Genomic DNA, 23,313 nt, shown 5'->3' with positions numbered 1-23,313 from the left:
GGTTGTCGATGGCACCCTACTGGAACGCCCAGTAGACGCCGTCGAAGATGTTCGTTCCGACGTTGGGGCCGATGGCGTCGGCGAGCATGCATGCCCCCTCCTGACCCGGATGTCCGACACCAGGCCACGGCCGACGGGGTGTGGGACTGATTGGCGGTCAACCACCCGGGCACCTCGGCGTTCCGCCCCCGTAATCGGCTTCTGTCGGCCTCGGTGCGTCTGAGCAGACAGGCCCCACCCTAGGGGCCGTCCGCCCCCTTCGTACCGGGATTGCCGATTCCTGTGCGCACCCCACAACACCCCAGCCCGAGTAGTCCGATTTGTCCATTACCTCCCCTTTACCAACTTTAGATCGTTCGAGTACCTGGGGGGTGTGGTGCCACGATGTCGGAGCCGGTAGACAAACGAACCGGTCCCGAATCCCCCGGCCGACCCCGACGGGTAGGCCCCGACAGTTGGAGGATCGATGAGCGCACCCACCTACAACGGCGCCAAGGAAGCCCTGCTGACCCCGGGCCAGGTCGCCGCACTGTTCCACGTCGACCCCAAGACCGTCACGCGTTGGGCGCACGCCGGCCGGCTCGGATCTCTGCGCACCCCCGGCGGGCACCGGAGGTTCCGAGAGGCCGAGGTGCTGGCGCTCCTGACGTCGCTGACGACCGAGGCCCATCACTCGTAGAACGCATCGTCCGGCAGGTAGATACCCGGACGACCCGGACGCGGCTACCCTCGTAGCAGGAGGTGCACCGTGATCTACCTATTGGCGTTCATCGGCCTGATAACGCTCGCAGTCCTGTTCTGGAAGGCGTTCGGTCCGACCGCCACCACCGCCGCTCGAGGTGGCGGCAGACCGGTTGGCAGGTCGGGCAGAGCAGTGGGACCTGACGACGACCCCGAGTTCCTGTGGCGGGTGGAGCGTGAGAACCACCGCCGACAGTCGGACCACCGTCCGGGCACAGACTCGCCCACCGACCCGGACAACTGACCGGGCCGGGCCCCGACTGAAACCTGCTCGAGTCGCTCCGGAGCCCCGCCAAGGCCCCTCCGGAGCCCTCAGAGTCAGCGACCCGGTCCCTGGGTTCCCCGGGAACGCAGAACGTCCGTCCTGGTGGGACGCAGAACCGAAAACGGTCGCCGTGCAGTGCACGGCGACCGTTTCGCGTTGCTGGGTCGCGCTTCCGGGTCGGACCAGGTCAGGTCAGGCCGGCGTACGAGTGCAGGCCCGACACCACCATGTTGATGATGAAGAGGTTGAACAGCATCGCCACGAAACCGGCGACGTTGATCCAGGCCGCCTTGGTGTCCCGCCAGCCCGACGTCGCACGCGCGTGCAGGTACGCCGCGTAGATGACCCAGGCGATGAACGAGACCGTCTCCTTGGGGTCCCAGCCCCAGAACCGGCCCCATGCCGCCTCGGCCCAGATCGCACCCAGAATGATGCCGGCGCCGAACAGCGGGAAGGCGACGATCGTGGTCTTGTACGCGAGACGGTCGAGGGTCTCGGCGTCGGGCAGGCGCTGCGCGATCTTGCCGAAGACGCCGTTCCCCTCCTCACCGCCGGGGAACTTCATGCGGTACAGGAACAGGATGCTGGCGATGCCGGAGACCATGAAGATGCCGCTGCCGACGCTGATGATCGTCACGTGGATCGGCAGCCAGAACGAGCGCAGCGCGGGAACGACCGGGGCCGCGTCGGCGTAGAGCACGGTCGCCGCGAGGAACATCAGGATCAGCACGGGCACTAGCAGGAACACCCACAGGTCCGCGGTCTTGCGCAAAGCCACGATGCCCGCGATGACCGCGGCGGCACACGCCATCGAGACGAACTCGTACATGTTGCCGAGCGGGAACCGCTCGGTGGCGAACCCGCGCAGCACGATCGACGCGAGGTGCAGCACGACGCCGACGACCAGCAGGGCGTAACCCATGCCGCCGAGCTTCTCCGACCAGGTCTTGCCGGACTGTTCGACGACGCGTCCGGGCACCTGCTCGCCCGCCGCGACGGTGCCGCCGCCGGCCGCCACGAGTTCGCGTTCCTGGACCACGCGGGCCCGCATCGAGGCGTAGCGCGCGATCAGCAGCACCGTCGCCAGGACGTAGATCGCAAACGCCGACTCGAACGACCAGTCGCTGTAGCGAGCGAGTGTCTCGTTGATCGTCATGAATTCATCTCCTGCGCGTCGCGCGCTCGTGTTGTCCGCGATGACGTGGCGTCACCCAGCAGTCGGGTGGTGAGCCGATCGAACTCGTCGCCCCATCCGGCCTGATCGGTCCGGGCAAGTCCGCCGAGCTCTACTACGGTATGTCGTTCACCCTCGCTCAATGTAGCCGACACGATGTCGGCATCCTTGGCGGGGACCGCTCCCGGGCCGGTCGCCGGGTAGATCCGGACCCAGATACGGCGCCGCCTGATCACCAGCGAGGTCAGCAGGCCGCCCATCATGACCAGCGCCGACACCAGCACCCACTGCTGCGCCGGGTCGTGCGAGACCTGCAGGTTCACGAAGTCGACCGCGCCGTCGAAGCGCACCTGCGTCCCGTCGGCGAGGGTCTTGCTCTCGCCGGGGAACAGGTTGACCCGTTCCTGCTTGACGAGCCGGCCCTGGTTGATCAACTCCTTGTTGAGCGAGAACAGGCTCTGCGGGAGGCCGGTGTCGAGGCCGGTGTCGCCCTTGTAGATGTCGATCGCGACGGCCGGGTCGTTCATCGCCGGGTAACTCGACGACAGCAGGTTGCCGTGGAACAGTGCGGTCGGCGCGAACAGGCCCTCGATCGCGATCTGGTTCTTCCGCCGATCGTCCTCGTTCGGGTACATGCCGCCGGGCGGGTCGAAGCGCATCGCACCACTCGACAGGAACGTCGTCGCGTCGTCCGGGCGCCACTGCAGCGTCTCGGTGCGGGTCTCCCCGTTGGGGAACGTCACGGTGAACGTGGGCGCGTAGCCGTGGCCCTGTAGGTACACACGGTCGCCGGCGATACGCAGCGGGTGGTTGACCTTGAGCTGACCGTCCTGCCACGTGTTCGACGTCAGATCGTCGCCCGCCTGGTACGAGATGTTCGACGTGAACATCTCGGCCTGACCGTTCTCGAGATAGTCGGCGGTGAAGTCCTTGACCTTGAGACACAGGGGCGTCAATCCCGTGCCGTCGACCTGTGCTCCTACCCGGAACGAGTCGAAGGCCGCGGGCGAGATCGTGCAGAAACTCTCGCCCCCTGTCGCCACCAGGATCCGATTTCCCTCGTAGTAGTACAGCTTGCCGACGGCGATCGAGATCAGCAGCGCGACGAGCGACAGGTGGAAGACGAGGTTGCCGGCCTCTCGGAGGAAGCCCTTCTCCGCGGACAACGTGATCTCGTCGGGGTGGTTGGCACGCGGACCCCCGACCCGTTGGATGACACGCCAGCCACGCAGCTGCTTGCGGACCCGCTCGGCGACGGCCTCGGGATCCTCGTCGACCGCCTCGATGTGGTGGTGCGGCAGCCGCGCGAGGTTGCGCGGCGCCGCGACGGGCTGCGCACGCAGCGCCTTCGCGTACTCGACACAACGCGGCACGATGCAGCCGACCAGCGAGATGAACAGCAACGCGTAGATCGCGGTGAACCAGAAACTGCCGAACACGTCGAACAGTTCGAGCTTGTCCATGATGGGCCCGAGCGTGGGCCGGGACGCGATGTACTCGTTGACCTTGCCCTCGTTGAGGCTGCGCTGCGGCAGCAAGGCTCCCGGGATCGCGGCGAGCGCGAGCAGGAACAACAGGACCAGCGCGGTCCGCATCGACGTCAGGCCGCGCCACGTGTTGCGGCCCAGCGCGACGATGCGGCCGGGCACGGACTGCCGCGGCGGGCGGGGTGTAGGAGCGTCGGCGGGCGTACCGCCGGCGTTCACTGTGTCTCGAACCGTCATATCGGCAGGGTCACCTCCGAGATAAATGCGTCACGGACCCAGCCGACGAACTGGTCCCACGCGCCGGTGACCAGTGCGAGGCCGACAGCCACCAACATGATTCCACCGATGATCTGAATAGTCCGGGTGTGCTCGCGCAGCCAGCCGACGCCGCGCAGTGCGCGGGCCGAGCCGAGCGCGACGATCACGAACGGTAGTCCGAGGCCGAGGCAGTACGCGACGATCAGCGCCACACCACGGACCGCGGTCGCCCCCTCGGTGCCGGAGGCGACCGAGATGACCCCGGCCAGCGTCGGGCCGAGGCACGGCGTCCAGCCGAGCGCGAAGACCGCACCGAGCAGCGGAGCCCCTGCGAGGCTCGAGATGCGACGCGGGGCCATCCGAGTGTCCCGCTGCAGCGCCGGGACCAGGCCGATGAACACCAGGCCCATCGCGATGGTCACGACGCCGCCGACGCGCTGGAGCACCTGGCGGTTGAGTGCGAGCGCCTCGATCGCGCCGAACACCGACACCGTGGCCAGCACGAACACGACCGTGAATCCGGCGACGAACAGCCCGGCAGCGCCCGCGACCCGCAGACGCCCGTCCCGCAGCGTCTTCGTGCGGGTGCTCGCCTCGGAGGCCGAGACGGCGGGCGCGTCGGCCCCGACCACACCGGCCAGGTACGACAGGTAGCCGGGGACGAGCGGGACCACACACGGCGACGCGAACGACACCAGACCCGCGAGCAGGCACGCGCCGAGCGCGAGCAGCAGGGGGCCGGTCGCAGCCGCCGATTGGAAGCTCTCGCCGACGCTCGCGAGGACGACCGTGTCGGCCGTCATCCCTGGTCCTGCGGTTCCTGGGCGACCTGTTCGACCACCGGCTGCAGGTCCTCGACCAGCAGTTCCTTGAGGAAGACGGCGGCGACCCGGTGCTGACGGTCCAGCACGATGGTCGTCGGGACGACGCTGGTCGGGTAGTTCTTGCCGAGGGTGAACAGCGTGCGCATCTCGGGGTCGTAGATGGACGGGTAGCCCACGTTGTTGTTGACCACGAAGTCCTGCGCCTTGTCCTTGGTGTAGTCGCGCACGTTGATGCCGAGGAACTGGACGCCCTGGTCCTTGGTGTTCTCGTAGACCTTCTCGAGGTCGTCGGCCTCACCGCGGCACGGACCGCACCACTGGCCCCACACGTTGAGCACCACGACCTGCCCCTCGTAGTCGGACAACGAGGTGGTCTTGCCGTCGACCATCAGGTCCGGACCCGAGACGTTGCCGGCCTTGCCGCGTTCGGACGGGGTGTCGTAGAACAGCTCGGTCTGGCCGCCCGGCGAGACGAACACGAACGTGCCGCCCTGCGCGACGGCGTCGTCACCGGTGGCGCAGCCGGACAGTGCGGCGACGACGACCAGCGAACATGCCGCGGCCGCCAACCGCAGGGACGGAAACCTCATGCGCCTGTCACCCTCGGATCCGACGCGCCGGCCGGCTCGGAGTAGACGATGTCGACGAGGGTGTCGCCCTCGTAGACCAGCGACGTCAACGACGCCAGACCGCACTGACGGTGCCGCGGGTCGTGCCACAGCCGCTCGCCCTGCAGGAAGCGGCGCAGCGTCCACACCGGCAACTGGTGGCTGACGCACACGGCCTCGTGACCGACCGCGGCGACGCGGGCGGTGTTGACGGCCGCGAGCATGCGGTGCGCGATCTGCAGGTACGGCTCGCCCCACGACGGCGTGAACGGGTCGCGCAGCTTCCACCAGTGCCGGGGGCGGCGCAGCGCGCCGTCACCGACAGCCACCTTGAGGCCCTCGAAGTCGTTGGCCGCCTCGATGAGATTGGCATCGGTCGCGATCTGCAGGCCGTGCTTCTCCGCGATCGGACCGGCCGTCTCCTGCGCGCGCTGCAGCGGCGACGCGACGACGTGCGTGATGTCGTGGTCGGCGAGCGCCGACGCGACGGCGCGGGCCTGCGACTCACCGTTCTCCGACAGCCGGAAGTTCGGCAGGCGCCCGTAGAGGATGCCGCTGGGGTTGTGCACCTCACCGTGTCGCAGCACGTGGACGATGGTCCGGGTGTCGGAGTGGTCGGCGGCGATGGAGTTGTCAGCGCCGGTCGGGGCGTCGGTCACGGTGGTGGTCCCTGCGTTCGGTGGTCAGGCGGTGCTTCTGCGGTTCTGTTCTGCGGTCAGTGTCGGGCTGCGGCGGCGGCCCTGGCCGCGTGCGGTGCGGCGTCGGCGATCTTCGAGAAGGCGTCGTCGTCGAGCGCAGACGACACGAACCACGCCTCGAACGCGCTCGGCGGCGCGTAGATGCCGCGCGAGAGCAGGGCGTGGAAGAAGTCGGGGAACCGCCACGTGTCGGCGGCCTTGGCCTCGGCGTAGTTGGTGACGGGGTTCTCGCTGAAGAAGACGCTCACGAGCGTGCCCGCGTACTGGACGCGGTGCGCGACACCCTCCGCGGTGAGCGCGTCGCCCAGCAGCGTGCCCAGCGTCTGCGCGTTGCGCTCGAGCGCGGCGTACACGGCGTCGTCGGCGGCCTGCAGGTTCGCCAGGCCCGCCGCGACGGCAACGGGGTTACCGGAGAGCGTGCCGGCCTGGTAGACGGGGCCGGTCGGCGCGAGCTTGCTCATGACGTCGGCGCGGCCGCCGAACGCGGCGGCGGGCAGGCCACCGCTCATGACCTTGCCGAACGTGTAGAGGTCGCCGGCGACCCCCTCGCGGCCGAACCAACCGGAGCGGCTGACGCGAAAGCCCGTCATGACCTCGTCCATGATCAGCAGCGCGCCGTGCTCGGTGGTGAGCGCGCGCAGGCCCTCGTTGAAGCCGGGCAGCGGCGCGACGGCGCCCATGTTGCCGGCGGCGGCCTCGGTGATGACGCACGCGATCTCGCCGGGGTTCGCGGCGAACGCGGACCGGACGGCCTCGAGGTCGTTGTACGGCACCACGATGGTGTCCTCGGCCTGCGCGCCGGTCACACCGGGCGAGGTGGGCAGGCCGAACGTGGCCAGACCCGAGCCGGCGTCGGCGAGCAGCGCGTCGACGTGACCGTGGTAGCAGCCGGAGAACTTGATGATCTTGGAACGGCCGGTGAAGCCGCGGGCCAGACGCACCGCGCTCATCGTGGCCTCGGTGCCGGAGTTGACCAGGCGCACCCGCTCGACGGGCGCGACGCGGGAGACGATCTCCTCCGCGAGGGCGATCTCGCCCTCGGTGGGCGCACCGAACGACAGCCCGGTGGTGGCGGCCTTCCGCACGGCCTCGACGACGGCGGGGTGCGCGTGGCCGAGGATCATCGGGCCCCACGAACACACCAGGTCGACGTAGTTGTTGCCGTCCACGTCGGTGAGCGTGCAACCCTTCGCCTCGGCGATGAAACGGGGGGCGCCGCCGACGGAACCGAACGCGCGGACCGGGGAGTTGACCCCGCCGGGGATGACCTGGCTCGCCCGCTCGAAGAGCTGAGCGGAACGGGTATCGCGAAGGTCGGGTCCTGTGGAGGCAGCAGTCACGGATTCCAGTGTCCCAGTTCTGTCGAATTTGCCAACGACAGGGTGTAGGAGGTGGCCGGAATCACATCACCTCGGCGTGTCCATCCGTGCAGGTCCGGAGCAGGTCCGGCACACCGGAGTTCCCCGGCAGGACTCCGCGCACCGCATTACCGTCGGATCATGGCGACCACGGCGGAGTTTCTACGGGCAACCCTCGACGGACGGTGGGCGGAGGTGCGCGAGAAGGCCCGCGTCGACCTCTCCTCCGACGAGTTCCGGCCGCACAACACCCCCGACCTGGACCGGGCCCGCGCTAAGACGCTCGAGCAGTTGCGGGTGCTGGCGTCGGGCGGCTTCGTCGATCGCGGGTTCGGCGTCGAGGTCGGTGCCGGCTCCGATCCCGGCGCGGCGGTGACCGCGATCGAGATGCTCGCGATGTCGGACCTGTCACTGATGGTGAAGGCGGGCGTGCAGTGGGGCCTGTTCGGCGGTGCGATCGAGAACCTCGGCACCGACCGCCACCACGCCGAATACCTGCGGCCGATGATCGACCTCGAACTCCTCGGCTGCTTCGCGATGACGGAGACCGGCCACGGCAGCGACGTGCAGGAACTCGAGACCACCGCGACGTACGACCCGGCGACCGACGAGTTCGTCGTCCACTCCCCCACCCCGTCGGCGCGCAAGGACTACATCGGCGGGGCCGCACAGCACGCCCGGATGGCCGCGGTGTTCGCGCAGTTGGTCGTCGGCGACGACTCGCACGGCGTGCACTGCCTGCTGGTGCCGATCCGCGACGCGGACGGCAACGATCTGCCCGGCGTCACGACGTCAGACTGCGGTTACAAGGGTGGACTGCCCGGAGTCGACAACGGCCGCATCGTGTTCGACCACGTGCGTGTGCCGCGGACGAACCTGTTGAACCGGTACGGCTCGGTGGACGCCGACGGCGTGTACTCGTCGCCGATCGAGAACAAGAACCGCCGCTTCTTCACCATGCTCGGAACGCTGGTACGCGGACGCGTCACCGTCGGCGGGTCCGCGGCCGCCGCTGCCCGCGTCGCGCTGACGATCGCCACCCGATACGCGCTGCAGCGCAGACAGTTCAGCGCGCCCAGCGGGGACGAGGGCACCCCGGATCCCGAGGTGCTGATCATGGACTACCTGGTCCACCAGCAGCGCCTGCTGCCCCACATCGCCAGCGCGTACGCGCTGGGCTTCGCGCAGAACGAACTCGTCACCACGATGCACGACATCCAGACCTCCGACGAGATCGATCCCAGCGGACAACGCGAACTCGAGTCCCGCGCCGCCGGGCTCAAGGCCGCCAACACGTGGCACGCGACGCGCGCGATCCAGGAGTGCCGTGAGGCGTGCGGCGGCGCCGGCTATCTCGCCGAGAACCGGCTCACGGCGCTCAAGGCCGACACCGACGTGTTCACCACGTTCGAGGGCGACAACACCGTGCTGACTCAGTTGGTCGCGAAGGAGCTGCTCACCAAGTACGCCGACGAGGTCCGCGGCATGAGTCCTGTCGAGTGGATGGCGTTCGCCGCCAACGCCTTCGGTGACGCGGTCCGCACCCGCACCGCGGCGCAGCAGATCATCCAAACCATCCTCGACACCCGGCAGGACAACGAGGAGGACGGCAGCCTGTTCAACCGCGGCACCCAGCTGACGATGTTCCAGGACCGCGAGGAGTACCTTCTCTCCACCGCCGCCCGCCGCCTGCAGGGAGCACGCAAGCGCGAGGACGATCCGTTCGACGCCTTCAATTTCGTGCAGGACCACGTCCTGCACGCCGCCCGCGCGCACATCGACCGGGTGGTACTCGAGGCGTTCATCGCGGGCATCGACGCGTGCGAGGACGAGACGGCCCGGGACCTGCTCAGCGACCTCTGCGACCTGTACGCGCTCACCGTGATCGACGAGGACAAGGCGTGGTTCATGGAACACCGCCACCTGTCCGTCGAGCGTGCCAAGGCCGTGCGGCGCGGCATCAACGAGCGCTGCCGCGCGCTGCGCCCCCACGCCGCGACCCTCGTCGAGGGTCTCGGTGTGCCGGACGCGCTCGCGGGTGCTGCGATGCTGGACGGCGGACGTCAGTAAGTCCCCGGCCACGCGCCCACCACCGCGGTGGCGTCGAGTTCGTCGGAGTGGACGATCCGCGCGAGTAGTCCTGCGCGCGTGAAGATGTCGACCGTCGTGGGCGCCTGGCGGACACTGGTCTCGACCAGCAGACGACTGCCGGGGCGCAGCCATCGCGGCGCCTCGGCGGCCACCGCCCGCTGGAAGTCGAGGCCGTCGGGGCCGCCGTCGAGGGCCGCGCGCGGTTCGTGGTCGCGGGCCTCGGGCGGCATCAGCGCGATGGCTCCGCTCGGCACGTACGGGACGTTCGCGACCACGACGTCGACGAGTCCGAGCAGGGTGTCGGGCAGGGCGTCGAACAGATCGCCCTCGTACACGTGCCCGCCGATCGGTTCGACGTTGCGCCGCGCGCACCGGACCGCGGCAGGGTCGACGTCGGCGGCATGCAGTTCGATGCCCGGGGCTTCACCGGCGAGGGCGACACCCAACGCACCGGACCCGCAGCACAGATCGACCACGACATCGTCCGGCCGCAGGAGGGTGGCGGCCTGCCGGACGAGCAGCTCGCTGCGCCGTCGCGGCACGAACACACCGGCGCCGACTTCTATTCGCACACCGCAGAACTCGGCCCAGCCGAGGACATGTTCGAGGGGTAGCCCCGCGACCCGGCGCTCGACCATCGCCGACAGCCTGTCGGGGGTGGAGGCCGCGGCGATCAGCAGGTGCGCCTCGTCCTCCGCGAAGACGCAGCCGGCGGCGCGCAGAGTGGTGACGATCGACGGAAATGCGAAGGGTGAGCCGGAATTCTCGGGAGATCGCACGACGAGCCTTTCGGGATACCGAAGGGGCTCTCGCGGCCGGCTGGGCGGACTAGTCCGCGCGACCCCGAAGCGGGAGCACCCTGCCTGCAAGAGCGGTAATGGGTCTCACCTCCTCGGTCTGCATTCCCAATCGATCACGAACACCGCGACACTACCGCGGATCGGCGCGGTAGTCCCTAGGATTATCCGATGCCGAAATGGTTCGAGTTGTCTGCGTGCGACGAGACCTTTCTGGAGACGGCACCGTTCGTACGGCGCTTCTCGGTCCCGCTGCCGGTCTCCGCGGAAACGGCGTGGGCCGAACTGACCCGCGACAACACCCTCTCCTGGTGCACGTTCATCGCGGGGTCTCGCTTTCTCACCCCACGCCCCTTCGGGGCGGGCACCCGGCGCGAACTGTCGATGCGTCCGTCCGCGGTGAAGGCCACCGAGGAGTACTTCCGCTGGGAGGAAGTCCCGGGCCTCCGGTACCGGAACACCTTCTACGTCAGCGGGTTCACCGTGCCGGGCCTCCGTCGTTTCGCCGAGGACACGCTCGTCGAACCGCGCGCGTCGGGGTCGCGACTCACCTGGACGTTCGCGATCGAGCCGGGCCCCGCGCTGCGTGTGCCGCTGCGACTCGGCGCGCCGGCGGTCACCGCCGGACTGCGCCGCGTCGTGGCCGAGACCGAGACACATCTCGGACGTATCGCCTCCGGCTGACCGACGAACGCCGGCACGGCTCGTGCGACAGACCTCATTCCACGGACGGCGTCACGCGGAGGACCGTGTCGCCGGAGCCGTTGTCGGTGGTGATCAGCAGGCTGCCGTCGGGCATCGACGTCGCCGATCGCAGCCGTCCGTACCGACCGGCCAACGCCGTCGACGTATCGATGACGCCGGTGCCGTCGGCGGACAGTTTCAGCAACACCAACTTCTCGCATTGCTGGCTGGTGACAGCCAGCGCGCCGTCCCAGTCACCCCACCCGGCACCCGACACGAAGGTCCCTCCCGGTGTCGCGATGGTGGGGGCGCCCGAACTCCACACGGCCGCCACGGCACCCGGTACGCGGACGGGATCGGTCATCGGAACGCTCTCGTCGTAGATGTCCGGTCGCCGGTCGGGGCGGTAACCGTAGTTGTTCCCGGCGGCGAGCAGGTTCACCTCGTCGTCCCGACTCGTGCCCTGCTCGATGTCGTAGATCCTGCCGCTGCCCGGCTGCAGCGCCAATCCCTGCACATTGCGGTGCCCGAGGGTGAACACCGGGCTGTTCGGATCCGGATTGCCGACGGCGGGCGAGCCGTCACGATCGACGTGCAACACTTTGCCGCCCAACGAATTCCGATCCTGCGGCACTGTCGGCCGCGCGGAGTCACCGGTCCCGATGTACAGCGTGCCGTCGGGATGCGCGAGGATGCGGCAACCGCCGTGGCGTCCGTTGTCGCCCACCGGCATCCCGGTCACGACGTCGCCGGTGCGGGTCATCGTGGTCCACCCCGGATCGACCGTCCACGACACGACGCGGATGTCGTTGTTCTCGCCGCCGCGGTGTCCCTGGCACGTGTAGAGCGTGCGATTGGCCGCGAAGCCCCGGTCGAGCGCGATGCCCATCAGCCCGGTCTCGCCTCGGGCGTACAGATCGGAAAGATCCGCGGTCACCTCTCCGACGCTGTTGTCGGACCGTTTCACGACGAATCGGCCGGCGCGCTCACCGGTGAGCACCGCGCCGTCGGGCGCAACGACCACATCCCACGGATTGGCGAGGTCCTCCATCACGGTGGTGACGGCGAGATCAGGAAACGGCGCGGCAGGTTCTTCGGGTCGCGTGCATGCCGTCGGCACGGCGCCCAGTCCGATGACCGCCGCCACCAGGACGGCTCCCGATCCCGAGAGCGGTTTACGCACGCGTGCCCGCTAGCCCGCGGTCGTGAGCGCGAACACCGGATGGTCGACGGGATCGGGCAGTTTCTCCCAGTAGCCCTGCACCGTCTTGCCCGCCTTCACGCGGTAGGCCGCGATGATGGGTTCCCGGTCGCCGACGGGGACCTCGGTGGCGGTGAAGTGCGCGGTATGACCGCGTCGGCTCACGTCCACCTCCGGGGTGGCGCGGAGATTGCGCACCCACTCCGATTCGCCGCGGGTGGAGACCAGGTACCGCACCCCGTCGACGTCGACGGGGACGACGGGAACCGAGCGGGGTTCGTGACTGCGCCGGCCGGTGACGGTGATCTTCTCGGTGCCGCTGACGCCGGTCGCGAGGGCGATACGGTTGAACACCTCGCGGACCAGCAGCGGCGGTTTCAGGTATGCCATAACCGAAGTATGAGCGCCCCGGGCGCTCATGTCACCGACAAAGATGCCACGGTGCGGGCCGACCTCGCGGGTAGCTTCGAACGAACGGGACATTTCGAGGGGGATCGATGCTGCCGCTGCCGACGCACCCGGATCAGCGAAAGCGCCGCAGCCGCAGGCTGTTCCCCACCACGAACAGCGACGACAACGCCATGGCGGCGCCCGCGATCATCGGGTTGAGCAGTCCCGTCGCCGCCAGCGGTATGGCCGCGACGTTGTACGCGAACGCCCAGAACAGGTTTCCCTTGATGGTCGCCAGGGTGCGCCGGGACAGTCGGATCGCGTCGGGCACCGATCGCAGGTCGCCGCGGACCAGGGTCAGGTCGCTCGCCTCGATGGCGGCATCGGTGCCGGTGCCCATCGCGATGCCGACGTCGGCGGTCGCGAGCGCGGCCGCGTCGTTGACGCCGTCGCCCACCATCGCGACGGCGCCCTCCTCCCGCAGGCGCGCGATGGTGTCGGCCTTCTGGTCCGGGAGCACCTCCGCGATCACCCGGTCGATACCGACCTCGCGGGCGACGGCGGTAGCGACGGCCTGGGCGTCGCCGGTGAGCAGCACCGGGGTCATGCCGAGCGCCCGAATCTCCCCGATCGCCTCGGCGCTGGTCGACTTCACGGCGTCCGCCACGGCCACCGCGCCGCGCACCTTGTCGTCCCACGAGACGATCACCGAGGTCCGGCCCTCCGGCAGCAGTCCCCGCAGCTGTACGGGCATCGGCCCCTGCACCCGGCCCACGCGCACCGCGTGCCCGTCCACGACACCCTCGACGCCGATGCCCGGGCGGTTGACGAATCCGGTCACCGGCAGCGGCCGCGGTACTGCGCGCACGATCGCCCGCGCCACGGGATGTTCCGACCCGGACTCCACCGCGGCGGCCAGCGCCAGGACCCGGTCACGGCCCTCGCCGTCCACGGCGACGACGTCGTCGAGTTCCATCTGCCCGGTGGTGACGGTGCCGGTCTTGTCCAGCACGACGGTCTCGATGCGCCGGGTCTGTTCGAGCACCTCGGGGCCCTTGATGAGGATCCCCAGTTGCGCACCCCGGCCCGTCCCGACGAGCAGCGCCGTCGGTGTGGCCAGCCCGAGAGCGCACGGGCACGCGACGATCAGCACGGCCACGGCCGCGGTGAAGGCCTCGGTGACCGGCTGCCCCAGCAGCAGCCACACCGCGAGCGTGACGGCGGCGATCACCAGCACGACGGGCACGAACACCGCCGAGACGCGATCCGCGAGCCGCTGCGCGTGCGCCTTGCCGCTCTGTGCCTCGGTCACGAGCTCGGCGATGTGCGCCAATTGCGTGTCGGCGCCCACTCGTTCGGCTCGGACCGTCAGCAGCCGGTCCGTGTTGAGGGTGCCCCCGACCACGGCGTCACCCGCACCCACCTCCACCGGAACCGACTCGCCCGTGAGCATCGACGTGTCCACCGCGGAGGCGCCGTCGACGACGCGTCCGTCGGTGGCGATCTTCTCCCCCGGGCGCACCACGAACTCGTCACCGACGTGCAACGCGGCGACGGGGATTCGCTGTTCGACACCGTCACGGAGCACCGAGACGTCCTTGGCGCCCACCTCGAGCAGCGCCCGCAGCGCAGCCCCGGAGCGGCGTTTGGCGCGGGACTCGGCGTACCGGCCGGCGAGCAGGAACGTGGTGACCCCGGCCGCGACCTCGAGATAGATCTGGCCCGAGGCGTCGTGCGCGCCGGGGCGCAGCGTGAACTCGTGGCTCATCCCGATGTGTCCGGCGGTGCCGAACACCAGTGCCCACAGCGACCACCCGTAGGCGGCGAGTGTGCCCAGCGAGACGAGGGTGTCCATCGTCGACATGCCGTGCCGGGCCGTGACGACCGCGGCGCGGTGGAACGGGTATCCGCACCAGAAGACGACGATCGTGGTGAGCACCAGCGCCACCCACTGCCAGTAGTCGAACTGCAGCGTCGGGATCATCGACACCAGCACGACCGGCACCGACGCGATGATCGCGACGATCAGCCGCGCACCGAGCAGATCCCGCGTCTCGTCGGCGGACGGCACCGGACGGGCCACCGCGGCGGTGTATCCGGTCTTCTTGACGACGTCGATCAGATCCTGCGTCGGCACCGACTCCGGGAACCGGATGCGGGCCTGTTCGGTGGCGTAGTTGACGGTCGCGCTGACGCCGTCGAGCTTGCCGAGCTTGCGTTCGATCCGGGCTGCGCACGACGCGCAGGTCATTCCGCCGATGTCGAGGTCGACGGTGCGCAGCCCGGTGGTGGTCACTGGACCAGCTCGTAGCCTGCCTCGGATACCGCGGCGGCGACGGCAATGGTGTCCATGGGGGAATCACTGCGGACCACGACCCTGCCGGACGCGACGTCGACGTCGACCTCCGTGACCCCGGACAGCTCGCTGATCTCCTCGGCGACCGCGGCTGCGCAGTGCTGGCAGGTCATGCCCTTGACGATGTAGGTGTGCTCCATATTCACAGACCTCCTGTTCTCGTCGATCGCACTCCCGCTAGGACTTCACCAGGCGTGCGATCGCGTCGGACGCTTCCTTGACCTTGGCATCAGCCTCCGGTCCGCCCTTCTTGGCCGCCTCGACGACGCAGCCCGCGAGGTGCGCCTCGAGCAACTTGAGCGAGACCGACTGCAGCGCGGACGTGGCCGCGGACACCTGGGTGAGCACGTCGATGCAGTAGCGGTCGTCCGCGATCATGCGCGAGATGCCCTGCACCTGGCCCTCGATGCGCCGCAGACGCTTGAGCAGGTCCTCCTGCTGCGGGCTGTATCCGTTCATACTCGTCATGATACCCCCTGCGGGTACCCGGCGGAGCGGCGTCGGCGTCGGATGTCGAGCACCAGCAGGCCCGCGACGAGCGTCGACGCGAACGCCGCCGTGATCCACGCGCCGTGATAGTCGACGGACGTGAACGACGGTGCCCCGGGCGCGACCGGTTCGAACACGTGAGTGCTCACCCCACGAACCGCGCACCACACCGTGAGCAGGAGCGCCGCGACGACCCCCGCCGCCTCGCTCACCAGTACCACCGGACGCGTCACACCGACCTCCCCTGCACCTGCGCGACGGCCTCCGTCAGAGCCTCCCGCAGACCGTCGTCGTCGCGCGCCCACGCCTGCGCGAAGGAGCCGTCACGCAGGAGCAGCCCGATGGGCCGCCGGCGCCGCGGCACCCCGGACAGCTCACCGAGGCTGCGCGCACTCTCCCAGCGCTGTGGTTCGTCGGCGTACGGATCGGCCTCGGGCAGGACCTCCTCGATCTCGTCGAGCGGCACTTCCTCCGCCCCTTGCCGGAGCGCCGTCTCGGTCAACAGCACGCTCACGTGCCGACGGGCGGCCGCGACCTGCACGTAGACGATGCCGGCGAGGATCAACGCGAACAGCGTCAACGCGAACCAGTGCACCACCGGACCGGTGAACAACTCGATCACCAGCGCGATCACGCAGAAGACGGGACCGTACGCGACGGCGCGCCAGCGAGCGCCGGGCTCGTAGAACAGCGCACCCTCGGGACTGTCCGGCCCGTTCGCCTCCGGCTCAGCCGGCCCGTCCGCCACCGGCTCAGCCGGCCCGTTCGTCACGGAACCACTCACGTGCACCCTCCCGATACACCAGAACGCTTGCCAGCAGCAGCAACAGCGGAATGACCAGCAGCAGCGGCGCGATCACCCCGACCGCCGACAGGGCGATCGTCGCCAGCGCGAACACCGACGAGAGCGCCACGACGGCGGTCCGCAGGCCCCGGTTTCCGGCACGCACCGGCGCGGCCAGGAACCCGATCACGAGGCCGAAGATCAGCGACGCCGCACCGACACCGCGCAGCAGCCACACGAACGTATCGGCATCGGCCCCGAGTTGCCCGCGGATCGCGTCGGCGGACGTCGTCAGGGCGAGCAGCCCGAACAGCACCATCGCCGCGGCGCACAGCACCCAGATCCAGTAGGCAACGGAGACCACGCGCGGGGTCGACTCACTCACACCCTCATCCTGCGGCATGGATCGACCCGACACGAGCGGAGGGCCCGCGTCAGCGCGCAGGCGGCAGGTTCAGGAAGTACTCGTTGGATTCCTTGCGGTGCATCAGCACGATCGCACCGATCGCCGCGACCGCCTGGAGGATCCCGGCGCCGCCCATGATCAGCGCCGCGGTCCCGGTGCCGGCCGTGATGCCGAAGATCGTGGGAATGGCGGAGAACACCGTGAACACGCCGATCATCGTGAGCAGCATGCGCGCCCAGTTCTTGCCCTTGCGCATCTTGAAGGCGAACAGTGCCAGCAGACCGGTGAGCACGATGCTCAGGAACACACCGGTGCCGATGATCGCGAAGACGAAGAGCTGTTCGACGTCCGCACGCGACATCACGGTGTCCGACTGCTTGGCCAGTTCGTCGACGACCTGGTCGACGAACGAGTCCCGGTCCCCGTACGCGAAGGCCAGCGCCGACACGAGATACACGATCCCGAGCGCCGCCACCACGAACCACAACTGGAACGCCGTGATCACGTCCGCCGGAACCGGCTTCTTTCCGTCCTGCTGCTGCACGGGAGGCATCGGCGCCGGGTACTGCGGGGTGCCCGGCCACGGGTCCGGCGGCCCCGGCTGCCCGGTCATCCGAGCCATCCCGCGGCCTCGGCGGCCCAGTAGGTGAGGACGATGTCGGCGCCCGCGCGGCGAATGCTCAGCAGGGACTCGAGGACCGCGGCGTCGCGGTCGATCCAGCCGTTCTGGGCGGCGGCGGTGATCATCGCGTACTCGCCCGAGATCTGGTAGGCCGCAACCGGCACGGTGGAGCGGTCCGCGACCTCGCGCAGCACGTCGAGGTACGACATCGCCGGCTTGACCATCACCAGGTCGGCGCCCTCGGCGAGGTCGAGGTCCACCTCGAGCCGCGACTCGCGGCGGTTCGCCGGATCCTGCTGGTACGTGCGGCGGTCGCCCTCGAGCGACGAGCCGACGGCCTCCCGGAACGGTCCGTAGAACGCGGACGCGTACTTCGCCGAGTACGCGAGCTGACCGACGTCGACGTGTCCGGCGGCGTCGAGACCCTCGCGGATCGCGGCGACCTGGCCGTCCATCATTCCGCTCGGGCCGAGCAGGTGCGCGCCGGCCTCGGCCTGCGCGACCGCCATGTCGACGTACCGCGCGAGCGTCGCGTCGTTGTCGACGTGGCCGTCCGCCGTCAGCACACCGCAGTGGCCGTGGTCGGTGAACTCGTCCAGGCACGTGTCGGCCATGAGCACGGTCGAGTCACCGAGTTCGGCCTTCAGAGCTGCCAGGCCCCGGTTGAGGATGCCGTCCGGGTCGGTGGCACCCGATCCGTCGGCGTCCTTGTCCTCCGCCCGCGGGACGCCGAAGAGCATCACCCCGCCCACACCGGCGGCCACCGCGTCGGTGGCGGCACCGCGCAGCGAGTCCAGCGTGTGCTGGACGACGCCCGGCATCGACGAGATCGGTCGCGGCTCGTCGATGCCGTCGGCGACGAACATCGGAAGCACGAGATGCCGTGGCTCGAGCGATGTCTCGGCGACCAGACGCCGTAGCGCGGGGGTACCACGCAGTCGGCGCGGGCGGCGGGCGGGAAAGTCGCCGTCTCGGCGGGCGGGAAAGTCACCGTCTCGGCGGGTGGGAAACACGGGTGCAGCTTCTCCTGTACCGGAAGGGGTCAGCGGCGGGCGCGGGACTTCTTGCGCGGCGGAGGCAGCGCACCCTCGGCACGCAGCCGGGCCGCGTGCTCGGCGAGCGCCTCGACCAGCGGACCCATCTGTGCCGTCTCCGGCTGGACGTCGACGCGCAGACCGAACTCGATCGCGGTCTCGGCCGTCTTGGGTCCGATGCACGCGACGATCGTGCGGGCGTGCGGCTTGCCGGCGATGCCGACGAGGTTGCGCACGGTCGACGACGACGTGAAGCACACCGCGTCGAAGCCACCCGTCTTGATCATCTCGCGGGTCTCGGCCGGCGGCGGCGCCGCCCGCACGGTGCGGTACGCGGTGACGTCGTCGATCTCCCAGCCACGCTCACGCAGGCCCTCGGCGAGGGTCTCGGTGGCGATGTCGGCACGCGGCAGCAGGACGCGGTTGACCGGGTCGAACACCTCGTCGTACGGCGGGAAGTCGGCCAGCAGGCCCTCGCTGGACTGCTCACCCGACGGCACCAGCTCGGGGGTGATGCCGAACGAGCGCACCTTCTCGGCGGTGGCCTCACCGACGCACGCGATCTTCACGCCGGAGAACGCGCGGGCGTCCAGACCGAACGCCTCGAACTTCTCCCACACCGCGCGCACCGCGTTGGTGGAGGTGAACACCACCCACTGGTAGCGGCCGTCGACCAGACCCTTGACGGAACGCTCCATCTGGGCGGGGCTGCGGGGCGGCTCGACCGCGATGGTCGGAACCTCGATCGGGATCGCACCGTGCGTGACGAGGCGATCGCTCATGTCGGCGGCCTGCTCCTTGGTGCGCGGCACCAGGACGGTCCAGCCGTACAGGGCGCGCGACTCCCACCACGACATCTTGTTGCGCTGCGAGACGACCTTGCCGACCGTGACGATCAGCGGGCCCACCAGCTCGGAACCGGCGTCGTTGAGGGTCGCGAGCGTGGCCTCGACGGTGCGCTGCTGGCGGGTGGTGCCGCGCACGGTGATCGCGGCCGGGGTCTGCGGGGCCAGACCGTGCTCGACGAGCGCGCTGGCGGTCTCGGCGAGGTGCGCGGCACTCGCGTGCAGCACCAGCGGGCCGGGGGCCGCGGCCAGCGCCGCCCAGTCGACCTCACCGCGCACGTCGGCCTCGGTGTGGGCGGAGCCCAGCGCCATGCCGGCGTAGCTCGGAACCGCGGAGCCCGACGGCAGGCCGGGCAGCACCTCGAACACCACCTGGGTGCGCGCGACGGCCGAGACCTCGGCGATCACGGAATCGGTGGTCAGCGGATCACCCGAGACGAGACGGACCACGTCGTGGCCGTTCTTGGCCTCGGCGACCAGCGTCTTGGCCACCTCGGCGGGCTCGCCGAGTGCGGGCCGGACCTCGGCGATCGGCTCGTCGGTCTCGGGGTCGCGACCGAGCGCGGTACCGACCAGCGCGGTCACGCCCTTGTCGACGTCGGGATCGGTGAACGCCAGCGCCGCCGACGCGAGAACGTCGCGCGCCCGGACGGTGAGCAGCGCCGGATCACCGGGTCCCGATCCCACAAAGAGGATTCGCCCGGGACTGTTCTTACGGACTCGGCTCATCGGTAGTTCTCCAGTGCGGTCTCATGTCGATAGGAAAAAAGTACGAAATCGGGCCTGCAATCGGGCCCCGGACGGACAACCACGTCAAGCATCCGCATCACCGTCCTCGGCAATCGTCATCAAATCGCGTGCACCGAGCTCGAGGAGTTCACGCGCAACCGCGCGTCCCAACTCGTCGGCACGCTCGGGCGATCCCACCGTGGACGCCCGAATCACGTCGGAGCCGTCGATCGCGGCGGCACAGCCGCGCACCGACAGTTCCTCGAACACGTGGCCGTCGTCGTCGATCGACTCGACGACCTCGGCGATCGCGCCGACCGGCGCGGTGCAGCCCGCCTCCAGCTCGGCGAGCAGCGACCGTTCCGCGACGACGGCGGCGCGGGTGGCCGCGTCGTCCAGCTCGGAGAGGACCGCGATCAGCTCCGGGTTGTCGGCACGGCACTCGACCGCGAGCGCACCCTGCGACGGCGCGGGCAGCATCTGCACCGGCTCGAGCGACTCGGTGATCGCGTCGGTGCGGCCGATGCGGGACAGGCCGGCGCGGGCGATGACGATCGCGTCCAGCTCGCCGGAGGCGACCTTGCCGAGGCGGGTGTCGATGTTGCCGCGCAGCGGCTCGATCTCGAGTCCCAGGCCGAGGGCGCGCAGCTGGGCGCGGCGCCGCGGCGCGGACGTCCCGATCTTCGAACCGGGCGGCAGCTCGCCGAGCACCAGGCCGTCGCGGGCGACGAGCGCATCGCGCGGATCCTCACGCGGCGGCACGGCGGCGATCACCAGCTCGTCGGGCTGCGCGGTGGGCAGGTCCTTGTACGAGTGCACGGCGACGTCCACCTCGCCGGCCGCGAGCGCCTCGCGAAGTTCGGCGACGAACACGCCGACGCCGATGCGCTGCACCGGTCCGGCGGTGACGTCACCCTTGGTCTTGATGATCACCAGCTCGGCCGGGTGACCCGCGGCGATCAGCGCATCCCGGACGGTCCCGGCCTGCGTCGTGGCCAGCAGGCTGCCGCGGGTGCCGATCCGCAGGGTGCGGGTGGTGGCGTCGGTCTGCGAGCCGATGCTCGGGTCGACGGCCGGCGACTGGACAGCGTCGGTGCTCATGCCTGCGCATCCTTTCCTGAAACATCGGGGCCGCTGGTGAATTCACCGAGATCGATCGGCGCGGCGACGGCCTCCGCCGCACCCGGGCGCAGCTCGAACAGTTCGCGCAGCGCGGCGGCGTACGAATCACCGCCCGGCGTCGAGGCCAACTGCTTGACCCGCACGGTCGGTGCATGGAGGAGTTTGTCGACGACACGGCGGACGGTGCGCGCGACCTCGTCACGCTGCGGATCCTCCAGACCCGGCAGGCGCGAATCCAGGCGCATCAGTTCCGCCTCGACCACCTCCGCGGCGCGCTGACGCAGCGCGGTGACGGTCGGGGTGACCTCGGCCAACCGCTGGGAGGCCAGGTACTGGGCAAGTTCGGAGGCCACGATTCCGCGGGCGGCGTCGGCGTCGGACGCGGCGGCGCCGGCGGCCGGGTCACGCTGCAACGCGGCCATGTCGAGCACGACCACCTCGGGCAGGCCGGCGACGGCGGCCTCGACGTCGCGGGGCAGACCCAGGTCGCAGATGACCAGCGGGCGGCCCGCCTCACGACCCTGCCGAGCGAGCGCGAGGTGGGTGTCGGCGAGCGTGACGACGGAGCCGACCGCGCCGGTACAGGTGACCAGGACGTCGGACTGTGCCATCGCGTCGGGCAGCTCGTCGAAGCCCATGGCGATCGCGTCGATGCCGTTACCGACGGCGGTGGCCGCGAGGTGCTCGGCCCGCTCACGGGTGCGGTTGACGACGAGGATGCGGCCGATCCCGGCACGGGTGAGGTGTGCGACCGACAGGCTGCCCATCGCGCCGGCGCCGAGGACGACGGCGGTGCGGCCCACCAGACCACCGTCACCGAGGATCCCGGCGGCACGGTCGAGGGCGACGGACACCACGGAGGCACCGGCGGCATCGATCCCGGTCTCGGAGTGGACCCGCTTGCCGACCCGGAGCGCCTGCTGCGCCAGTTCGTGCAGCGCCCGCCCGGCGGCCTGCTGCGCGTCGGACGCGGCGTACGCGGCGCGGATCTGTCCGAGGATCTGCTGCTCGCCGATGACCATCGAGTCGAGGCCGCTGGCGACCGCGAACAGGTGCTCGGCGGCGGCCTCGCTGTAGCGGACGTACGCGTGCTTGTGCAGCTCGGCGAGATCGAGACCGGAATGCTCGCTGAGCAGGTCGGCGATCTCGGTCAGCGCGCCGTGGAACGCGTCCACGACCGCGTAGATCTCGATGCGGTTGCACGTCGAGACGATCATCGCCTCCGACACGTGGGCCGAGGCCAGCATCTTGTCCGTCAGCTTCGGGCGGTCCGTGTCGGTGACCGCTATCCGCTCGAGGACGGAGACGGGAGCGCTACGGTGCGAAATCCCGACGAGAAGCACACTCACGGCCTGATCACCGATCCGTTTCTGGTCGAAGCGCCGACCGCCGCGGATGCGGCGGCAACCTGCTGAGGAAACTGCTCCTCGTTGCGGGCCATATTGAACGACAGAACCTGCATCTCCATGGCGAGATCGACCCGACGCATCTCGACGTGGTCGGGGATCTCCAGCGCGAGCGGAGAGAAGCTGAGGATGCAGCGGAGGCCGGCGCCGACGAGCAGGTCGCACACGTCCTGGGCCGCGTTGTCCGGGGTGGCGATGACACCGATGGTGGCCTCGAGATCACGGCACGCGTCGGCCAGCTCGGCGACGTCACGAACCGTCAGACCGCCGACGCGGGCACCGACGACGTCGGCGTCCTTGTCGAACAGGCCCACCATCGAGAAGCCGCGGCGGTCGAAGCCGCCGTATCCGGCGAGCGCACGACCGAGATTGCCGATGCCCACCAGCACCACGCGGTGGCCACGATCGAGGCCCAGCGCGGATTCGATGCGGGCCCGCAGCCGGGTGACGTCGTAGCCGACACCGCGAACTCCGTTGGGACCCAGGAACGACAGATCCTTGCGCAGCTTGGCCGATCCGACACCGGAGGCCGTGGCGAGTTCCTCGCTCGAGACGATGAGCGCACCCTCGTCGGCGAGCACTCCGAGGACCCGCAGGTATGTCGCGAGACGCGTCACCGTAGCCTGGGGAATGTCCCGGTACTGCGGAGCCGGAGGCGTTTCACGCCGCGGAGCGGACGGAGCAGCCCCGGCGACGCCGCGGGCAACTGCCCCCTGCGCCTGGTGCTGTTCGGTCACGTCGATGGCTCCTCGTCCGGCCGGCCGTGTACCCCGGCCTTCGCACAGGTCCGGGGCGTTTGTTCACACCACGGTAACCGCTTGTGAAGCCATGCACAAAGTTGCTCGACGGGCCCCGGACGTGCTCTCACCTGCAAAGCGACCGGAATCCTCGATCCGGGGTGACCCTTCCCACTCCCCCGCATGCCCGGCGCCCGCCGGGGTGAA

At 69.8% G+C, this 23,313-nt stretch carries 25 protein-coding genes; 4 read left to right on the top strand and 21 right to left on the bottom strand.

The genetic code is table 11. The features are described 5' to 3' along the window. Window positions 1-466 precede the first annotated feature (466 nt). Both DEU38_RS03370 and DEU38_RS03365 read left to right on the top strand, forming a co-directional pair. Window positions 467-679: a BldC family transcriptional regulator gene (locus DEU38_RS03370; protein ID WP_114718721.1), complete on the top strand. Its 213-nt coding sequence runs from the start codon at window positions 467-469 to the stop codon at window positions 677-679. 69 nt (window positions 680-748) lie between these two features. Beyond that, on the top strand, window positions 749-985 hold the full coding sequence (locus DEU38_RS03365) for a hypothetical protein (protein WP_114718720.1): 237 nt from the start codon (window positions 749-751) through the stop codon (window positions 983-985). 208 nt (window positions 986-1,193) lie between these two features. On the opposite strand, the gene ccsB is transcribed toward DEU38_RS03365, so the two are convergent. Genes ccsB through hemL form a run of 6 tightly spaced genes read right to left on the bottom strand, consistent with a single transcriptional unit; the run spans window position 1,194 to window position 7,395 of the window. After that, window positions 1,194-2,162: a c-type cytochrome biogenesis protein CcsB gene (gene ccsB, locus DEU38_RS03360; protein ID WP_114718719.1), complete on the bottom strand. Its 969-nt coding sequence runs from the start codon at window positions 2,160-2,162 to the stop codon at window positions 1,194-1,196. Further along, window positions 2,159-3,904 carry a cytochrome c biogenesis protein ResB gene (locus tag DEU38_RS03355; RefSeq protein ID WP_114718718.1) on the bottom strand — a complete coding sequence of 582 codons (1,746 nt, stop codon included), beginning with the start codon at window positions 3,902-3,904 and terminating at the stop codon, window positions 2,159-2,161. Before DEU38_RS03355 ends, ccsB begins: the two co-directional genes overlap by 4 nt. Continuing rightward, window positions 3,901-4,728 (bottom strand): cytochrome c biogenesis CcdA family protein, encoded by an 828-nt coding sequence (locus DEU38_RS03350; protein ID WP_114718717.1) that lies wholly within the window; start codon window positions 4,726-4,728, stop codon window positions 3,901-3,903. The genes DEU38_RS03355 and DEU38_RS03350 overlap by 4 nt, the downstream gene beginning before the upstream one ends. Then, entirely contained in the window at window positions 4,725-5,339 is a 615-nt protein-coding gene (locus tag DEU38_RS03345; RefSeq protein ID WP_114718716.1) for a TlpA disulfide reductase family protein, read from the bottom strand. Before DEU38_RS03345 ends, DEU38_RS03350 begins: the two co-directional genes overlap by 4 nt. After that, window positions 5,336-6,016, bottom strand: coding sequence for a histidine phosphatase family protein (locus DEU38_RS03340; protein ID WP_254622624.1), 681 nt, complete (start codon window positions 6,014-6,016; stop codon window positions 5,336-5,338). Before DEU38_RS03340 ends, DEU38_RS03345 begins: the two co-directional genes overlap by 4 nt. A 56-nt stretch (window positions 6,017-6,072) precedes the next feature. Further along, a complete protein-coding gene (gene hemL, locus DEU38_RS03335; protein WP_114718715.1) occupies window positions 6,073-7,395 on the bottom strand; it encodes a glutamate-1-semialdehyde 2,1-aminomutase in 1,323 nt (440 codons plus the stop codon). A 159-nt stretch (window positions 7,396-7,554) separates the two neighbouring features. Here hemL and DEU38_RS03330 point away from each other — a divergent pair, with 159 nt between their 5' ends. Then, entirely contained in the window at window positions 7,555-9,483 is a 1,929-nt protein-coding gene (locus DEU38_RS03330; protein ID WP_114718714.1) for an acyl-CoA dehydrogenase, read from the top strand. Here DEU38_RS03330 and DEU38_RS03325 read toward each other — a convergent pair. Then, a complete protein-coding gene (locus DEU38_RS03325; protein ID WP_114718713.1) occupies window positions 9,477-10,283 on the bottom strand; it encodes a putative protein N(5)-glutamine methyltransferase in 807 nt (268 codons plus the stop codon). The genes DEU38_RS03330 and DEU38_RS03325 overlap by 7 nt on opposite strands. A gap of 189 nt (window positions 10,284-10,472) precedes the next feature. Here DEU38_RS03325 and DEU38_RS03320 point away from each other — a divergent pair, with 189 nt between their 5' ends. Further along, the gene (locus DEU38_RS03320; RefSeq protein WP_114718712.1) at window positions 10,473-10,985 is read left to right on the top strand and encodes an SRPBCC family protein; all 513 of its coding nucleotides are present in this window, start codon (window positions 10,473-10,475) and stop codon (window positions 10,983-10,985) included. 34 nt (window positions 10,986-11,019) lie between these two features. Here the strand turns inward: DEU38_RS03320 and DEU38_RS03315 are convergent, their stop codons facing one another. From DEU38_RS03315 to DEU38_RS03250, 14 genes are all read right to left on the bottom strand, one after another. Next, the gene (locus tag DEU38_RS03315; RefSeq protein ID WP_114718711.1) at window positions 11,020-12,168 is read right to left on the bottom strand and encodes a PQQ-dependent sugar dehydrogenase; all 1,149 of its coding nucleotides are present in this window, start codon (window positions 12,166-12,168) and stop codon (window positions 11,020-11,022) included. 9 nt (window positions 12,169-12,177) lie between these two features. After that, window positions 12,178-12,576 (bottom strand): nitroreductase family deazaflavin-dependent oxidoreductase, encoded by a 399-nt coding sequence (locus tag DEU38_RS03310; RefSeq protein ID WP_114718710.1) that lies wholly within the window; start codon window positions 12,574-12,576, stop codon window positions 12,178-12,180. A 133-nt stretch (window positions 12,577-12,709) separates the two neighbouring features. Beyond that, complete coding sequence (locus DEU38_RS03305) at window positions 12,710-14,872, bottom strand: cation-translocating P-type ATPase (protein ID WP_114718709.1); 2,163 nt, start codon at window positions 14,870-14,872, stop codon at window positions 12,710-12,712. Beyond that, window positions 14,869-15,072 (bottom strand): heavy-metal-associated domain-containing protein, encoded by a 204-nt coding sequence (locus tag DEU38_RS03300; protein ID WP_114718708.1) that lies wholly within the window; start codon window positions 15,070-15,072, stop codon window positions 14,869-14,871. The genes DEU38_RS03305 and DEU38_RS03300 overlap by 4 nt, the downstream gene beginning before the upstream one ends. A gap of 37 nt (window positions 15,073-15,109) precedes the next feature. Next, on the bottom strand, window positions 15,110-15,391 hold the full coding sequence (locus DEU38_RS03295) for a metal-sensitive transcriptional regulator (protein WP_031940195.1): 282 nt from the start codon (window positions 15,389-15,391) through the stop codon (window positions 15,110-15,112). A 5-nt stretch (window positions 15,392-15,396) separates the two neighbouring features. Beyond that, window positions 15,397-15,654, bottom strand: a complete 258-nt coding sequence (locus DEU38_RS03290) for a hypothetical protein (RefSeq protein WP_181818658.1) — start codon at window positions 15,652-15,654, stop codon at window positions 15,397-15,399. Continuing rightward, window positions 15,651-16,169 (bottom strand): hypothetical protein, encoded by a 519-nt coding sequence (locus DEU38_RS03285; RefSeq protein WP_397484293.1) that lies wholly within the window; start codon window positions 16,167-16,169, stop codon window positions 15,651-15,653. Before DEU38_RS03285 ends, DEU38_RS03290 begins: the two co-directional genes overlap by 4 nt. A gap of 4 nt (window positions 16,170-16,173) precedes the next feature. Then, window positions 16,174-16,590: a hypothetical protein gene (locus DEU38_RS03280; RefSeq protein WP_114718967.1), complete on the bottom strand. Its 417-nt coding sequence runs from the start codon at window positions 16,588-16,590 to the stop codon at window positions 16,174-16,176. Between the two features lie 49 nt (window positions 16,591-16,639). Then, window positions 16,640-17,224: a hypothetical protein gene (locus DEU38_RS03275; protein WP_254622625.1), complete on the bottom strand. Its 585-nt coding sequence runs from the start codon at window positions 17,222-17,224 to the stop codon at window positions 16,640-16,642. Next, window positions 17,221-18,246 carry a porphobilinogen synthase gene (gene hemB, locus DEU38_RS03270; RefSeq protein ID WP_114718706.1) on the bottom strand — a complete coding sequence of 342 codons (1,026 nt, stop codon included), beginning with the start codon at window positions 18,244-18,246 and terminating at the stop codon, window positions 17,221-17,223. The genes DEU38_RS03275 and hemB overlap by 4 nt, the downstream gene beginning before the upstream one ends. Before the next feature lie 29 nt (window positions 18,247-18,275). Further along, the gene (locus tag DEU38_RS03265) at window positions 18,276-19,841 is read right to left on the bottom strand and encodes a bifunctional uroporphyrinogen-III C-methyltransferase/uroporphyrinogen-III synthase (RefSeq protein ID WP_114718705.1); all 1,566 of its coding nucleotides are present in this window, start codon (window positions 19,839-19,841) and stop codon (window positions 18,276-18,278) included. An 84-nt stretch (window positions 19,842-19,925) separates the two neighbouring features. Next, on the bottom strand, window positions 19,926-20,942 hold the full coding sequence (hemC, locus tag DEU38_RS03260; protein ID WP_254622626.1) for a hydroxymethylbilane synthase: 1,017 nt from the start codon (window positions 20,940-20,942) through the stop codon (window positions 19,926-19,928). Further along, on the bottom strand, window positions 20,939-22,312 hold the full coding sequence (locus DEU38_RS03255) for a glutamyl-tRNA reductase (RefSeq protein ID WP_114718704.1): 1,374 nt from the start codon (window positions 22,310-22,312) through the stop codon (window positions 20,939-20,941). The genes hemC and DEU38_RS03255 overlap by 4 nt, the downstream gene beginning before the upstream one ends. After that, window positions 22,309-23,106 carry a redox-sensing transcriptional repressor Rex gene (locus tag DEU38_RS03250; protein WP_114718703.1) on the bottom strand — a complete coding sequence of 266 codons (798 nt, stop codon included), beginning with the start codon at window positions 23,104-23,106 and terminating at the stop codon, window positions 22,309-22,311. Before DEU38_RS03250 ends, DEU38_RS03255 begins: the two co-directional genes overlap by 4 nt. Between the last annotated feature and the right edge of the window lie 207 nt (window positions 23,107-23,313).

The organism is Rhodococcus sp. AG1013, assembly GCF_003350365.1.
Taxonomy (GTDB): Bacteria; Actinomycetota; Actinomycetes; order Mycobacteriales; family Mycobacteriaceae; genus Prescottella.
The sequence above is the reverse complement of the archived record's forward strand: the minus strand, read 5'-3'. Positions and strand labels throughout refer to the sequence as shown.

Bases quoted from the DNA above. Each gene is read 5' to 3' on its own strand.
- hemC (WP_254622626.1), bottom strand. From the start codon at position 20,942: ATGAGCACCGACGCTGTCCAGTCGCCGGCCGTCGACCCGAGCATCGGC.
- DEU38_RS03350 (WP_114718717.1), bottom strand. From the start codon at position 4,728: ATGACGGCCGACACGGTCGTCCTCGCGAGCGTCGGCGAGAGCTTCCAA.
- ccsB (WP_114718719.1), bottom strand. From the start codon at position 2,162: ATGACGATCAACGAGACACTCGCTCGCTACAGCGACTGGTCGTTCGAG.
- DEU38_RS03345 (WP_114718716.1), bottom strand. From the start codon at position 5,339: ATGAGGTTTCCGTCCCTGCGGTTGGCGGCCGCGGCATGTTCGCTGGTC.
- DEU38_RS03330 (WP_114718714.1), top strand. From the start codon at position 7,555: ATGGCGACCACGGCGGAGTTTCTACGGGCAACCCTCGACGGACGGTGG.
- DEU38_RS03300 (WP_114718708.1), bottom strand. From the start codon at position 15,072: ATGGAGCACACCTACATCGTCAAGGGCATGACCTGCCAGCACTGCGCA.
- DEU38_RS03275 (WP_254622625.1), bottom strand. From the start codon at position 17,224: ATGACCGGGCAGCCGGGGCCGCCGGACCCGTGGCCGGGCACCCCGCAG.
- DEU38_RS03355 (WP_114718718.1), bottom strand. From the start codon at position 3,904: ATGACGGTTCGAGACACAGTGAACGCCGGCGGTACGCCCGCCGACGCT.
- DEU38_RS03320 (WP_114718712.1), top strand. From the start codon at position 10,473: ATGCCGAAATGGTTCGAGTTGTCTGCGTGCGACGAGACCTTTCTGGAG.
- DEU38_RS03295 (WP_031940195.1), bottom strand. From the start codon at position 15,391: ATGAACGGATACAGCCCGCAGCAGGAGGACCTGCTCAAGCGTCTGCGG.
- DEU38_RS03265 (WP_114718705.1), bottom strand. From the start codon at position 19,841: ATGAGCCGAGTCCGTAAGAACAGTCCCGGGCGAATCCTCTTTGTGGGA.
- DEU38_RS03310 (WP_114718710.1), bottom strand. From the start codon at position 12,576: ATGGCATACCTGAAACCGCCGCTGCTGGTCCGCGAGGTGTTCAACCGT.
- DEU38_RS03370 (WP_114718721.1), top strand. From the start codon at position 467: ATGAGCGCACCCACCTACAACGGCGCCAAGGAAGCCCTGCTGACCCCG.